This is a genomic window from Paenarthrobacter sp. NPDC058040, assembly GCF_042885775.1.
Taxonomy (GTDB): Bacteria; Actinomycetota; Actinomycetes; order Actinomycetales; family Micrococcaceae; genus Arthrobacter.
In genome coordinates this window covers 267,626-281,201 of the sequence record NZ_JBHVRN010000004.1, presented here as the reverse complement: position 1 = coordinate 281,201, position 13,576 = coordinate 267,626, and the positions used below count along the sequence as shown (strand labels likewise).

The 13,576-nt window shown below is 63.8% G+C and carries 16 protein-coding genes; 10 read left to right on the top strand and 6 right to left on the bottom strand.

Translation table 11 applies throughout. From position 1 onward, the window contains the following. Window position 1: 1 nt before the first annotated feature. The 4 genes from ACFVSJ_RS07565 (at window position 2) to ACFVSJ_RS07550 (ending at window position 4,219) form a co-directional block, all read left to right on the top strand. A complete protein-coding gene (locus tag ACFVSJ_RS07565; protein WP_387435590.1) occupies window positions 2-1,312 on the top strand; it encodes an ATP-binding protein in 1,311 nt (436 codons plus the stop codon). 30 nt (window positions 1,313-1,342) lie between these two features. Continuing rightward, window positions 1,343-2,587: a low temperature requirement protein A gene (locus tag ACFVSJ_RS07560; RefSeq protein ID WP_387435588.1), complete on the top strand. Its 1,245-nt coding sequence runs from the start codon at window positions 1,343-1,345 to the stop codon at window positions 2,585-2,587. Window positions 2,588-2,780: 193 nt separating this feature from the next. After that, a complete protein-coding gene (locus ACFVSJ_RS07555; RefSeq protein WP_387435586.1) occupies window positions 2,781-3,017 on the top strand; it encodes a helix-turn-helix transcriptional regulator in 237 nt (78 codons plus the stop codon). Continuing rightward, on the top strand, window positions 3,014-4,219 hold the full coding sequence (locus ACFVSJ_RS07550; RefSeq protein WP_387435584.1) for a type II toxin-antitoxin system HipA family toxin: 1,206 nt from the start codon (window positions 3,014-3,016) through the stop codon (window positions 4,217-4,219). The genes ACFVSJ_RS07555 and ACFVSJ_RS07550 overlap by 4 nt, the downstream gene beginning before the upstream one ends. 3 nt (window positions 4,220-4,222) lie before the next feature. Here the strand turns inward: ACFVSJ_RS07550 and ACFVSJ_RS07545 are convergent, their stop codons facing one another. After that, on the bottom strand, window positions 4,223-5,011 hold the full coding sequence (locus tag ACFVSJ_RS07545; RefSeq protein ID WP_387435582.1) for an SDR family NAD(P)-dependent oxidoreductase: 789 nt from the start codon (window positions 5,009-5,011) through the stop codon (window positions 4,223-4,225). Between the two features lie 121 nt (window positions 5,012-5,132). Here ACFVSJ_RS07545 and ACFVSJ_RS07540 point away from each other — a divergent pair, with 121 nt between their 5' ends. Then, complete coding sequence (locus ACFVSJ_RS07540) at window positions 5,133-5,747, top strand: TetR/AcrR family transcriptional regulator (protein WP_387435580.1); 615 nt, start codon at window positions 5,133-5,135, stop codon at window positions 5,745-5,747. Between the two features lie 108 nt (window positions 5,748-5,855). On the opposite strand, the gene gluQRS is transcribed toward ACFVSJ_RS07540, so the two are convergent. Next, a complete protein-coding gene (gene gluQRS / locus ACFVSJ_RS07535; RefSeq protein ID WP_387435578.1) occupies window positions 5,856-6,776 on the bottom strand; it encodes a tRNA glutamyl-Q(34) synthetase GluQRS in 921 nt (306 codons plus the stop codon). A gap of 348 nt (window positions 6,777-7,124) precedes the next feature. Between gluQRS and ACFVSJ_RS07530 the strand changes: the two genes are divergently transcribed. From ACFVSJ_RS07530 to ACFVSJ_RS07520, 3 genes are all read left to right on the top strand, one after another. Continuing rightward, the gene (locus tag ACFVSJ_RS07530) at window positions 7,125-7,592 is read left to right on the top strand and encodes an Lrp/AsnC family transcriptional regulator (RefSeq protein WP_387435576.1); all 468 of its coding nucleotides are present in this window, start codon (window positions 7,125-7,127) and stop codon (window positions 7,590-7,592) included. A 93-nt stretch (window positions 7,593-7,685) separates the two neighbouring features. Then, complete coding sequence (locus tag ACFVSJ_RS07525; RefSeq protein ID WP_387435574.1) at window positions 7,686-9,164, top strand: WXG100 family type VII secretion target; 1,479 nt, start codon at window positions 7,686-7,688, stop codon at window positions 9,162-9,164. 134 nt (window positions 9,165-9,298) lie between these two features. Then, window positions 9,299-9,811, top strand: coding sequence for a hypothetical protein (locus tag ACFVSJ_RS07520; protein WP_387435573.1), 513 nt, complete (start codon window positions 9,299-9,301; stop codon window positions 9,809-9,811). Between the two features lie 27 nt (window positions 9,812-9,838). On the opposite strand, the gene ACFVSJ_RS07515 is transcribed toward ACFVSJ_RS07520, so the two are convergent. Then, entirely contained in the window at window positions 9,839-10,294 is a 456-nt protein-coding gene (locus ACFVSJ_RS07515) for an Lrp/AsnC family transcriptional regulator (protein ID WP_387435571.1), read from the bottom strand. Window positions 10,295-10,399: 105 nt separating this feature from the next. Between ACFVSJ_RS07515 and ACFVSJ_RS07510 the strand changes: the two genes are divergently transcribed. Further along, on the top strand, window positions 10,400-11,035 hold the full coding sequence (locus ACFVSJ_RS07510; protein WP_387435570.1) for a LysE family translocator: 636 nt from the start codon (window positions 10,400-10,402) through the stop codon (window positions 11,033-11,035). A gap of 4 nt (window positions 11,036-11,039) precedes the next feature. Here the strand turns inward: ACFVSJ_RS07510 and ACFVSJ_RS07505 are convergent, their stop codons facing one another. From ACFVSJ_RS07505 to ACFVSJ_RS07495, 3 genes are all read right to left on the bottom strand, one after another. After that, window positions 11,040-11,507, bottom strand: a complete 468-nt coding sequence (locus ACFVSJ_RS07505) for an SRPBCC family protein (RefSeq protein ID WP_387435568.1) — start codon at window positions 11,505-11,507, stop codon at window positions 11,040-11,042. Between the two features lies 1 nt (window position 11,508). Further along, complete coding sequence (locus ACFVSJ_RS07500; RefSeq protein ID WP_387435566.1) at window positions 11,509-11,874, bottom strand: ArsR/SmtB family transcription factor; 366 nt, start codon at window positions 11,872-11,874, stop codon at window positions 11,509-11,511. Between the two features lie 92 nt (window positions 11,875-11,966). Next, window positions 11,967-12,938, bottom strand: coding sequence for a hypothetical protein (locus tag ACFVSJ_RS07495; protein ID WP_387435564.1), 972 nt, complete (start codon window positions 12,936-12,938; stop codon window positions 11,967-11,969). A 156-nt stretch (window positions 12,939-13,094) separates the two neighbouring features. On the opposite strand from ACFVSJ_RS07495, the gene ACFVSJ_RS07490 reads away from it, so the two are divergent. Then, complete coding sequence (locus ACFVSJ_RS07490; RefSeq protein ID WP_387435562.1) at window positions 13,095-13,571, top strand: DUF4383 domain-containing protein; 477 nt, start codon at window positions 13,095-13,097, stop codon at window positions 13,569-13,571. Window positions 13,572-13,576 lie beyond the last annotated feature (5 nt).

Here is a 13,576-nt window from a genome sequence, read left to right as displayed (position 1 = left end):
CATGACGAATTGGCGTATCAGGGACTTTCACTCGTCCGACCTGGACGGCATCCTGCACTTGTGGGAGTCGCTCAAGGCCGATGGCGTGGAGCCCGTGTACGCCTTGTCCGAGGTGTTGGCTTCCTGCGAGAAGGACCACGCGGTGGTCGCGGTCCAGGGCGACCAGGTAGTCGGCGCCGCCGTCGGACGGGCCGCGCACGACCAAGGCTGGGTGGTTTTCCTCGCCACCCTGACCGAGTTCCGGGGACGCGGGATCGGCACCTCGCTGCTGTCCGCCGTCGAAAACAGGATGGCACCGCACGGGCTGAATAAACTCTCCGCGCTCATGCCGGAAACCGAAACCCGCGTCGAAGCGTTCCTCGGCCGCGGCTTCGTGGTCAAGAAGAACCTGCGCTACTTCGAACGGACCATCCCCGTCCAACGCCAGGAGCTCGAACCCCTGAGCCTGCTCGGTGGCAGGATCCTGGCCCGCGACCTCTGGGAAAACGTCGCCGGCATGAAACGCGAAAAGGAACTCCTGGAACGGCGCCTCGTCCTGCCCCTGGCCGAAGCCGACCTCGCCGACGAATACGGCGTGGTCCCACCCCGGGCCGTGGTCCTGTTCGGCCCTCCGGGCACCGGCAAAACCACGTTCGCCAAAGCCATCGCCTCCCGCTTGGAATGGCCGTTCGTGGAAGTCTTCCCCTCCCGGCTGGCCTCCGACCCCAAAGGCCTGGCCGGCGCCCTGCGCGAAACGTTCCTGGAAATCGCAGAGCTCGAACACGCCGTCGTGTTCATCGACGAGGTGGAAGAAATCGCCTCCCAACGCGCCGGCGACCCACCCTCTCCCCTGCAGGGCGTCACCAACGAACTCCTCAAAATCATCCCGGCCTTCCGCGAACAGCCCGGGCGTTTGCTGGTGTGCGCCACCAACTTCATCCGAGCCCTGGACACCGCGTTCCTGCGCCACGGCCGCTTCGACTACGTCATCCCCATTGGCCTGCCGGACGTCCACGCCCGCGAAGCCATGTGGCAACGCTTCATCCCCGCCACGGTGGTGGACAACGTGGACATACCCTTGCTGGTGGACCGCACGGAGGGCTTCTCGCCTGCGGACATCGAGTTCGCCGCGCGCAGCGCCTCCCAGCGGGCCCTGGAAAAAGCCGTGTACGACGACGGCGCTGCCGCCGGCTCCGTTTCGAACGGCGCCAACGGCCGGAAGGGCCCCGTCACCCAGGACTACCTCGACGCCATCGCCGATACGCGCACCACTGTCAGCGACGAGGTGTACCAGGAGTTCCTCGAAGACATCGACGTCCTCGGGCGGGTGTAGGGGCTGTGCCACGGCGGTAATCTTTGAGCTATGTCCACGAACCCCCTTCGCCATGCCCTGGCTCGGATGGGCGGGCGCGATCCGCATGAAAAGCATCGCACCGCCACGCCCCTGGAACTGTTCTTCGACCTGACGTTCGTGATCGCCTTCAGCGTGGCCGCCAACCAATTGGCCCACAACGTTGCCGATGCGCATTTCGGGGCCGGCCTGCTGGGTTTCTGCTACGCCATGTTCGCCGTGATCTGGGCGTGGGTGAACTTCACGTGGTTCGCCAGTGCCTACGACACCGACGATTGGGTGTTCAGGGTGGTCACCATGATCCAGATGATCGGCGTGCTCATCCTGGCCATGGGTATCGAGCCGATGTTCCATTCGCTCCTTGAGGGCGACCACGTGAACAACGTGGCGATCCTCATCGGATACATCGTGATGCGGCTGGCCTTGGTGTTCCAATGGCTCCGAGCAGCCAAGCAGGATCCCGAACGCCGCGAGACCTGCTTGCGCTACGCCAAATACCTTGCGCTGGTGCAACTTGGCTGGGTCGCGGCGCTCGTGATCGAGACCGACGTTCTCACCACGTTCCTCCTGGCCGCGCCCCTCTTCATCCTGGAGATGTCCGTACCGGGCCTCGCCGAGCGAAAGATGCGCACGCCTTGGCACGCGCACCACATTGCCGAACGCTATGGTTTGCTGGCCATCATTGCCCTGGGCGAGTGCCTCATCGGCGCCATCGAAACCCTGCGCGCGATCGTCGCCCTGCACGGCTGGTCCCTGGAGGCAGCTGTGGTGGGAATCGGCGGAACGGGCCTGGCCTTCGGAATGTGGTGGATCTACTTCATCCTTCCTTCCGGCAAGTCGCTGCATCTCCAGCGGCACCGCTCGTTCCTCTTTGGCTACGGCCACATGATCGTCTTCGCAGCGATCGCGGCCACGGGCGCAGGACTCCACGTTGCCGCCTACTTCATCGACCAGCAAGCCCACATCAGTGCGGCTGCGGCCGTCGCCTGGATCGCCGTGCCGGTGGCGATCTTCAAAGTCTCACTGACATCGATCTACACGGCCATGCTCGGAGTGGACAAGCACGTGCTGTGGAGTACCGCCATGGTGGTGGCCGTACTCGCCGGAAGCGTTGGCCTGGCCGCCGCGGGAGCTTCGGTTCCCGTGTGCATGCTGGTCATGGTCGCGGCCTTGGGCGCCTCGATCGCCCTCGACGAACGCTCGGGCCACAAAGGCCGGGCTGCTGCACTCCGACGTTTGGAGGCGGCGGCCGGCTAGCAAACACCGCGTTGCGTGGCCCGCTTTGCGCCCTACGACACGTCCAAAGCACGCAAAGCGGGCCTCGGAGGGGAGGGTGCAACCGGTACGAACGTGCCGGTTTCGCCCTTCAGCCCTTGAAAGACCCCCTTCAGAAGAGGAAACTGGGCCAATCGGTACGAACGTGCCGAATCCGCCGATCTGAGGAGCCACCATGGCAGGCAACCCGTTCAACACCTCCCTCGGCTCGGAAGTGCGGGCACGAAGAACCTCATTCGGGCTCAGCCAACAGGACCTGGCCGACCTTTCGGGCGTGTCCGAGCGGTTCGTGCGCTTCGTGGAAAACGGCAAGCCAACCATTCAGCTCGAACCCCTCCTGGCTGTCCTCACCACTCTCGGCCTTGAACTCACGGTGGTACAGGCAGCCAGTCCAGCGGCGGCAACGCCATGACCTTCCACAGGATTGCCGACGTCTACAAGCAGGGCGTCCGCGCAGCCCGTCTTGAGCGCCATCAAGGCGGGACCAAGTTCAGTTACCTGACGAGCTATCTGGACAAAGCGCTTCCCGCTGTTGCCACCACGCTCCCCCTGAGCCCAGAGCCGGTGTTCACACCTAGCGGCGCAGTCCCTCCCTATTTCACCGGGCTCCTTCCGGAAGGCCGCCGGCTCAACGCCCTCAGACGCCACGTCAAGGCGAGCGCCGACGACGAACTTGGCCTGCTTATGGCGGCAGGCGGTGACGCCGTGGGCGATGTCCAGACGGTTCCGCACGGCGAGGCGCCAACGGAAGGAGGCTCCGCCGTCGTGCTTGATCCCAAGCTGCCGCTCGACTTCGATGCCCTGCTGGGCGACCCCGGACTGATCGATCCCGTCGCCTTAGCGGGTGTGCAGGACAAGTTGTCCGCCGGGATGATCTCCCTGCCCGTGGCACAGGCGGGGAAGCGGTACATCTTGAAGCTCAACGCGCCTGAGTTCCCTTGGGTGGTGGAGAACGAGTTCCTGATGTTCCGTTATGCGCGCCGGCTGCGGATTCCGGTGAGCAACGTTCAGTTGGCGCACGACGTCGGCGGGCGGGCCGGGTTGTTGGTGGAGCGTTTTGATCGGATCACCGCAGCCGACGGGTCACCGCGGCGGCTGGCCGTCGAAGACGGGGCGCAGATCCTGGGCCTGTATCCGGCCGACAAGTACAGCATTCCGTTCAGCGAAGTGTGCGCAGCCTTGGCCTCGCATTGCCCTGCGCCGCTTCCAGCAGTGCGGAACCTGGTGATCCAACTGGCCTTCGCGTGGCTGACAGGGAATGGCGATCTTCACGCCAAGAACGTGTCAATCGTCGAATCCCCCGGAGTCCTGGGAGGCCGCGAGTTCACAGTCGCTCCGGTGTACGACATCCCCTCCACAGTTGTGTACGGGGATAAGACGCTGGCCTTGGCCATCGGGGGCAAGAAGACGGGAATTTCGCGCAGGCACTTCCTCGACTGGGCCGCGAAGCTCGGCCTCACGGACCGGGCTGCGCAGCATGCTCTGGAGACTGCACTCAAAGCAAGCGGCCCTTTGATCGGGGACCTCGATGCCGGCGCCTCACCATTCGGCACGATGCAGACCCGGGACTGGGTCAAGGAACTGAAGCATCGTCGCCGCCTCATGGAGGGGTAAGTATTAGTCCTGGACTGCCCGGGCGGCGATGGCCACGGTGAGGGCACGGGGCAGGCGCTGGGCAAACCCTGCGGCAACCCGGTTGGCCCAGCCTGAAACGACGCTGGCAGGAGTGGCTTTGCCACCCAATGCCTTGAGCGCGGTTTCAACGACCTGCTCCGAAGTCTGCATGGCGCCGACAGCTGCGGACTCGCTACCCAGTACTTCGAAGAATTCCGTGCGGGTAGCGCCCGGGCAAAGGGCAAGGACGCGGAGGCCGGATCCCTTGGTTTCGTGGGCCACCGCTTCGGTGAAGCTCAGGACGAAAGCCTTGGTGGCTCCGTAAACAGCCATGCCGGGAATTGGCTGGAAGGCGGCCGTGCTGGCAACGTTGACCAGCGCACCCTTCCCGGACGCGAGCAGCTCCGGAAGGAATGCCCTGGTGATATCCACCAAGGCGGCCACGTTGAGGGAGATTTCAGAGGCGATGACGTCAGGGTCTTCGTCAACGAGCGGCCCCCGGGTTCCGAAGCCTGCATTGTTGATCAGTGTGTCCACGGCGATCCCGCGTGCGGAGAGCTCCGCCGCGAGCTCGCGTCCGGCGCCCGGATGTCCGAGGTCCATCGGCAGGACCGTGACCGTAATGCCGTGCTTGGCGAGAAGGTCCGCGGCCAATTCTTCAAGGCGGTCCGCGCGGCGCGCTACGAGGACGAGGTTGGCTCCGCGGGCAGCGAACTTTGCAGCGAATTCGGCGCCGAGACCGGAGCTCGCGCCGGTGATCAGCGCGGTGGTGCCGGTGTAGATCATGGTCATGGCAGGTCCATCCTTTGTGAGGCTCGATCGAGCCCTTAGGCCGATCAAAAGTAGTCAATGCCAACATCGTAGGCAGTGCCTACATTGTTGTCAATGGCTACTTTGTGGATAAACTGGGTGAATGACCGAGCAGCCCTACCACCACGGCAAACTTCGCGAAGCGCTCTTGGAACGCGCCATGGAGACCTTGGAAAGCTCCGGGGTTGAAGGGCTCTCACTCCGGCAACTGGCCCGCGATGTGAACGTCAGTCACGCTGCACCTGCCAAACACTTCCGGGATAAGCAGGCCTTGATCGACGCATTGGCCAAAGCAGGCTTCGAAACCATGAACCAACAGCTCCTGGCAGCATCCCAATCCGGCCCGGAACTCCAGCACCGGCTGGTCGGTGTCGCCAGGGCCTACGTGGACTTCGCCTTGGCCCGCCCCGCCCTGCTAACCGTGATGTACTCCACCAAGCACGATTCCGATTCCAGCGACGAACTCCGGGCCATCGGCGAGCGCGGCCTGCACATAGCCCTGGAACTCATCAAGGAAGGGCAAGAGTCGGGAGCCTTGGCCGAAGGGAGTCCCGAAACCCTGGCCATGGTCTGCTTCGCAAGCCTTCATGGCGCCGCCATGTTGGCAGCAGGCAAGCACCTGGAAGACACCTCCACAGAGGCCCTGGTCATTGCCACCACCGACACCCTCTGGGCCGGCATGACGGCCGGAGTCCCGGCGGCACAAGCAGCCGGCTAGCTATTCCGTGGTTCGTTGCGGGGCCTATTCTGCGTGCTTCGCATCCACTTTGGGGCGCAGAGTGGGCCCCGCAACGCACTGCCGAACGCTGCACGTCGCAGCGCGTGATTACCTCGCTGTGACCGCCTGGTCCGAGGGCCTCCCCGCCTTCGGCGTTTTCCACACCCACGGTTCCCTGGGAAGACGTTCCGGGCGGAAGGCCTCCACGGCGGATTCAAGGCTTCCGGCGCGCATTCCCAGCGACCCGAGAATCATGTCCCGTACGGTCTCAGCGGAAATTCCGACGGCGGCCAGGTCGCCCAGCGTGACGGCGCCGTCGCGCTTTGCCAGCCGCGCGCCGTCGTGATTCACCACCAACGGAACATGCGCATACTCCGGGACCGGCAGCCCCAGCAAAGTTGCCAAATAAGCTTGCCGCGGGGTGGACGGGAGGAGGTCGTCCCCGCGCACCACCTGGTCGACCCCCTGGGCTGCGTCGTCCACCACCACGGCAAGGTTGTAGGCCGTCACGCCGTCATTGCGGCGCAGCACGAAGTCATCCACCACCCCGGTAAAGGAGCCGTGCAACCGGTCCTCTACAGCGCACTCGGCGACGTCGGCGCGGAGGCGGACCGCGGCCGGCCGGGAGGCGCGGCGAATCTCCCGTTCAGCGTGGGACAGGTTCCTGCACGTCCCCGGATACGCCCCCTGCGGAGCATGTGGCGCGGAGGGAGCCTCCTGGACCTCGCGCCGGGTGCAGAAACATTCGTACGTGCGGCCCTCGATGGTCAGTCGGTCTATCGCCTCGCTATACAGCTGGACCCTTTCGGTCTGGCGAACGACGGCGGCATCCCAGGTCACGCCCACGGCCCGCAGATCGCGGAGCTGCTCCGCCTCGGCACCGGACCTGGCGCGATCAAGGTCTTCGACGCGCAACAGGAAAGCCCTCCCGGTGGACCGCGCGAAGAGCCAGGCAAGGATCGCTGTCCGCAGGTTGCCTACGTGGAGTTCGCCAGAGGGGCTGGGGGCGAATCGTCCTGCGGAAGTCATGGTCCAAGCCTATGCGGACCTCCGGATTGCCGGGGCAACACAAAGAGCCCCTCAGCTACCGCAACGATCCGGTGGCTCAGGGGCTCTTAGTGTGTTGCCCGCAGGGCGGGCGAGTGCGGAATGACAATGCGTGAACAAGAGTCAATCAGCGGCGGCTTCCTTGCGGGAAGCGTGTGCGGGAGGTCGGGTGGTGTTCCGAAGGCCCGGTGCCTGCAGGATCCGGCGGTGGCCTCGTCCTGCTTCGTTGCCACTATTTCAGCAGCGGGCATACAGTTGGTGCAACAGACTTGGGCTCAATTGGTCGATCTGACCAGTCTGAGCACGAATCATCGGCAGGAAGTAGTCACATTGCAGGAACTTGACGCAACCGATCGTCGGATCATGGCCGCCTTGGACGAGGATCCGAGGGTTCCCATCATGGTCTTGGCGCAGAAGCTTCACCTTGCCCGCGGGACCGTTCAGTCCCGATTGGAACGCATGACGGCATCCGGCGCCCTTCGGGCGAACAGCAGCCGTGTTTTGCCCACGGCGCTGGGCCGCGGCGTAGCTGCAGCAGTCAGCGCCGAACTGGACCAGAGCCACCTCAATGAGGCCATCGCCGCACTCAGGGAGATCCCCGAAGTCCTCGAATGCCATGCACCCGCCGGCGATACGGACCTGATTATCCGCGTGGTGGCCAGGAGCCCGGACGATCTGTACCGGGTTTCGGAGGAGATTCGGCTCTGCCCGGGAATCGTCAGGACATCCACCAGCATGTTCCTCCGGGAGGTCATCCCCTACAGGACCACGGGGCTGTTGAGGGAAGGTGCGGATTAGCCGCGCACGTTACGCACATAGGGCAGAGGTCCCCATGGGCGGCTCGGAAGCGCCCGCCTAGGATGGGTGCATCGGACAATCCTTGGGGGAAGCATGGCGGGCAATTTCTACGGCGCAGACATCGCCCAACTGCGGCAACTGGCCCAGGATCTTGCCCGCAGCGCCGATCGGCTCACCCAGTTGGGACAACAGCTCAGCGGATCAATCGCCGGCAGCCCCTGGCGGGGAGCCGACGCCGACCGGTTCCGTCATGACTGGAACGGCTCCCACATACGGGCCCTGCAGCACGCGGCGTCCGGAATTCTCACGGCGTCGCAGAGCCTCCGCAAGAACGCACAGGAGCAGGAAACCGCGAGCAACTCCGGCGGCCCGGGCGGCCCCATCGGCGCGGGGGCTCCCGGTGGCGGAAGCGACCAGGACCTGACCAACCTCCTCAACGGCCTGACTCCGGACGAGCGCGCAGCCTACCTGCAGAGCGCAGAGTTCAAGCAATGGGCCCTGGAGCATCCCGAGGAAGCCAAGGCCGCCATGGACGCCGCGGCTGATTCCGGGCTCATCGAGAAGAAGTCGCCGGAGTATGCCCAGTTCCTTAGCGACTATTGGAACCAGCAGGCCATGCGCCAGATGGGCATCGACCCTTCTACGTGGGACACCAGCAAAGGCACCGAGTACAACTGGGAAACCATCAAGAAGGTCTACGACTTCTACGGCCAAGCGTTCCTGTCCAACCCGGACCTGCAGTGGGCAGGGATGGCCAACATGATCGGACCATCCTTTGCCGGCGGGTTCCGCGACATGGCCATGTTGCGGGATCTGGCCCGGCAGATCGCCGACAACCCGGCCTCGGACATCCCCATCCCCGTGTTGGACCAGATCGAACAACTGGCCCACATGACGGACGACGAGATCAAGTTCTACGAGACCTCAATGCTGGACATGAACAAGGAGATCTTCCTTGATCAGGCCCGGCAACACCAGGCTTACATGCACGGCGGGATCGACCAGATCAACAGGCTGCGGGACTCCGGCGCGGTCGACCCCGATACCGCCAAGGCATGGGCCCAGATCGATTCCGGTGACCCCGCCCAAATCAAGGAAGGCAACACGGCCCTGCTCTACCGCGAGCAGAACGAAATCATTGCCGACGACTACACGAATATGCGGAACCACCCTGGCGGCGAAGCCGTCACGTACATGGTCACTTTGGCGGGCGAACCCTCCATCCCCGGCGCCAAGAGCTACCCCGAAGTCTTTCCATACAAGTTCAGCGTGGAGAGCCCCGGTCCGGAGAACGTTCCTTTCACCAATTGGGACAATCCAACGCAGTTCCGCACGGACTTCACCACCGGTTTCCCGGACGGGAACATTGCGGATGCCGACCAGCGGTGGGCGCTCATCAAGCAGGACACCCTGCCCGCCTACCAGAATCTCCTGGCCAACGACCCCCAAGGAGCCCGGGACATCGTGGGCTCGGACTTCAACCAGAGGGTTGAGCAGTACCGGCCCACCAACAACATCCCGGGCATTATGGACCGCTTCCTCGATGGCTTCGACGCCGAGGTGCATCAATGAACCGGCGTACACCAATAAAAGGGCACCAGCCACCCAAGCTGGCAGCCCTCGTCGCAGTCATCCTGGCAATCTTGGCCATCAGCGGATGCCGGATAACCCCCACGCCATCCTCAACCACTTCCCAAGGGAGCACCGTGATCACTTCGGAATTCTCCACGCTGGATGCAGCCGGCGTGGAACAGATCAAAACCGACGGGCGGGCCCGCCTGGACATGAGCAGCGGCTCCCTCCAAAAGTCCGCCGTGCGGGTGGCCGACAGCAGCTATGGCCCGGAAATCAACACCCAGGGTTCCGGGAAGGTCCAGCTCAGCATCGTCGGACCCAGCGGAGAGGTCACCGGCCAGACGGACCGGATCCGGTTCAAGACCACGGATGCCCGCGCAGACTTCACCGAGGTGACCTACTTCCTCACGGCCGAATCCGCCGAGGACCTTTTCGCCCAGATCAGGGAGGGCGTGGAGAAGTACGGCATCGACGCAGCGGATGCGGAACGATGGATCAGCTCAGCCGGCAAGGACTCCACCGGCACCAGCGATTACTCCCTGACCTCCGGCACCAGCACAGGGCTAAGCGTGAACTACGACATCCGCTTCGACGCCTCCAAGGACACCCAGGTCATCATTGTGCATGTGAGTCCCACCGCCTGATCCGGGCCTCACGTCCCGGGACAGGATCTAGACCGGCGGGCCGACGTTCGTCTTCAGGTTCTTCATCACCAATGTGGAGGTCAGGCGCTCCACGGCGGGCAACGCAGCGAGCTCGTCGTCATAAAAGCGTTGATAGGCCGGCAGGTCGGCCGCAATGACCTTGAGCAAATAATCCGGCGAGCCGAAAAGCCGTTGGGCCTCCACGATGTTGCTGCTTGCCGTCACCCTGGCCTCGAAGGCTGCCATCGTGGCGCGATCCGCGCGCTGCAGGGTGACGAACACAATCGCTTCGAAACCGAGCCCGACGGCGGCCGGATCGATGTCCGCGCGGTACCCCCGGATCACCCCGGACTGCTCAAGGTCGCGGAGCCTTCGATGGCACGGAGCCACGGTGAGTCCCACCTTGGAAGCCAGCGCCGTGGCAGTGATTCGGCCGTCCTCCTTGAGGTGCCGCAAAATACTTCTGTCTATTCCGTCGATCACGCAAGAATCTTACCGACATGACGCGGTTCTGAGCGAAATTAGCGAACACTTCTCGATCGATTTTCCCTAGAGTTTTCCTACCCGCCAACCCCGGAAGGAAAACCCGTGAATCCGCAGCTCTTCTCCGCCTTTCTGCTTGTGTCGGTCAGCTTGGCCTGCACCCCTGGCGTCGATTGGGCGTACTCGATTTCCGCGGGCCTTCGCCAGCGCAGCTTCATACCTGCCGTGGCCGGGCTATGCAGCGGCTACGTGATCCATACGCTGCTGATGGCCGCGGGACTCGCGGCCCTCCTCGCCGGAGTTCCCGGCCTTCTCGGTTGGCTCACGATCGCCGGCGCCGCCTACCTGCTCTGGCTCGGCGTCGGAACCATCCGCTCATGGCGGGGTGCGAGCTTCAGCGCGGAAGCCGGCGTCGTGCATTCGGGAACGCAACTCCGCACGTTCCTGACGGGGATGGGAACCAGCGGCATCAACCCGAAAGGGCTTCTGTTCTTTGTGGCGCTGGTCCCCCAGTTCGTCAGCCCGGAGGCCGCCCTGCCGGTGCCGGTACAGTCCGGATTGCTGGGACTGACCTTCGTGGTGCTGGCCGGGCTCGTGTACACGGTGGTGGCATTGACGTCGCGGCGACTGCTGGCTTCGCGGCCCGGCGCGGCACGGGCGGTCACGCTGGCCAGCGGGATCATCATGGTGGGGCTGGGTACGGTGCTGCTTTCGGAGCAGGTCCTGCCGCTCCTTACCTGAGAAATCAGGAAGCCAGGAGCTCGTCCAGCCGCTCGTAGCCTTCCACCACGCCGTAATTCATGCCCGTAGCCAAGGCCATGTCGCGGGCCTCCACGGAAGGGTAGACCTCATGGACCACGATCTTGGTCCGGCCGTCGGTTTCCTCGAAGGTTGTGGTGCTGATGCCCACTTGGTCCGGAGCGCCGTCGAACTCAAAGGTCATGATGATCAGCGCTTCGGGGTCAACCTTGTGGAACACCCCGCGGAAGCCGAACATGGCATTGGCGTCGCCGCTTTCGTAGTGCCAGCTGCCGCCGGTTGTCGCGTTGTATTCAGTGACGTTCAGCTTGGCGGTGCGCGGGCCCAGCCATTTGGCCAGGAGGTCCGGATCCACGTGCGCCTTGAAGACGGCGCTCACCGGCGCGTCGAATTCACGGATGGTGTCCACGAACGGGACGCGGTCATCGGCCGTGATGGTTGTTGGATTGCTCATGTCAGTTCTTCTTTCCATTACCTGCGGTCCCTGTGGGGCCAGTGTTTTTGGCGGGGTCGGCCAGGAGGTCGTCGAGCAAACGGAAGCGCTGCTCGGCGATCAACCTGTATCGGTCTATCCAGGCGGTCAGCTGTTCGAGGGCTGCTGCGTCCAGATGGACCGGCCTTCGTTGGGCGTCACGGGAGCGGGTCACCAGTCCGGCGTGCTCCAGGACCTGGATATGTTTGGAAACTGCCTGCTTGCTGATTGCGAATGGCTCGGCCAGGTCATTGACGGTGGCATCGCCGCGCGAGAGCCGGGCCACGATGTCCCGCCGGACGGGATCAGCCAGCGCCATGAACGCTTTGTCCAGAGCTTCGTGATCCATGAGCCTAACTGCCTTTCGTAATCAACCAAATGCTTTATCAACCACTTGGTTGATTACAAGGTTACGCCCGGATTCGGCCGAGCACAATGGGTCTATTCGCCGCCAAGTTGCCTGAAGTCGTTCTCCCACAAGCGGCGCATCTCAGCGTCCTTGCGGATCACTTCCAGCGTCTCCAACTCGGCCGGCGGAGCAGGCCGGCGGGATCTCGGAGTGAGGGACATCCGGCCCTGGTCCAAGGCGAGCAGCGCGCGGTCCGTCAGTGCATCCTGGCGCAGCGAAAGGCTGGTCTTCTTCCGCCTCAGGACCTCCTTCAGGGCCGACTGCGCCGAATCAAAGTCCCCACGGGCGCGTTGCGAGCGGGCCCGGATGAGCAGCAACGCAGCGGACAAGTCATCCGTGTTCAGCAAGCCGTTGGTCCAGATCACCACGTCCCGGTGCCGTTCCAGCGCGAATGCGGAAGTGCACCTGGCCAAGGCAGAAGGCAACGACGGCGGCAAACCCACCACCGCTTCCAGCGCAGCCTCCATCATTCCCATTTCCCGCAGTGAATGGGACAACGCCAGGAACACGGATTCCTCGCTGAACAAAACCGGTACCTCGACGCGTTCGGCGACCTCAACCCGGGTGACCACCTGCCCAAGGAACTGGGCCGAGAACTGGCTGGCGTCGTCGTCGATCCTCGTAGCCAAGCCGCGCTGCAGGAGTTCCGACGCGCGCAAGTGGCCGCCGTGTTTGTATACGAGCAGGCCCGCCATCACATAACAAAGCCCGGCCCAGCCCGGAAATTCGCGGGCCAGGGCCAGAAGGCGCTCGGGCTCCGTCGACGTAAAAACGGCGTCGTGCATGGCCCTCGCCTGCCTGCTGGACAGGAATTTCAGGCGCGGAACGTCGCCGGCAACGGAAAGCCGGGCAGCGCCGCGACCACCCAGGACTCCCGAAACGGCACCGCCCAAACCGTCCGTGAGCCCTTTCACCGGAGTGCGGATCCGCCCCTCCCTGAACGGCGTCAGGTCACGGGAATCGTGAAAGATCGAGGTGAATCCGCCGCTCGGACCGTGAGTCATGAACCCATGCTATCGGGCGCTGAACTGGCCGTATCCCCTGCTATCGGGGGCATTTCAGGAGTATTATGGCGGCGTCGGCAAGGTTTTCCGACACCCCTTGCCGCGGGCCGGTTCTCCATGAGAAGAGCCGGAAAACAGCGTGAAAGGGAGGACTTAATGACCACCGCTTCGCACCCAGCACACCACCATGCGATGGGTTTAACGCTCCATAACACAGCCATGGGAGTTGGCATTGTGTTTCTGCTGGTCGGTGTCCTGGGCTTCATCCCGGGTATCACCACCAATTACGGCGCCATGACCTTCGCAGGACATGATTCCGGCGCCATGTTGCTTGGAGTTTTCCAAGTGTCCATACTCCACAACATTGTCCATTTGCTGTTTGGCGCGGCCGGTCTGGCCATGGCAAGGACGGGCCGCATGGCCCGCCTGTTCCTCCTGGGTGGCGGTGCCGTTTACTTGGTCCTCTGGATCTACGGCCTGGTCATCAACCAGGAAACCGGCGCCAACTTCATCCCGTTCAACACCGCTGACAACTGGCTGCACTTCATTCTTGGCGTGGCCATGATCGGCTTGGGCGTTTGGCTGGGCAGGGACGCAATGGACGAGACGACGTCGCGCAAGGCAACCATGTAGGCCCC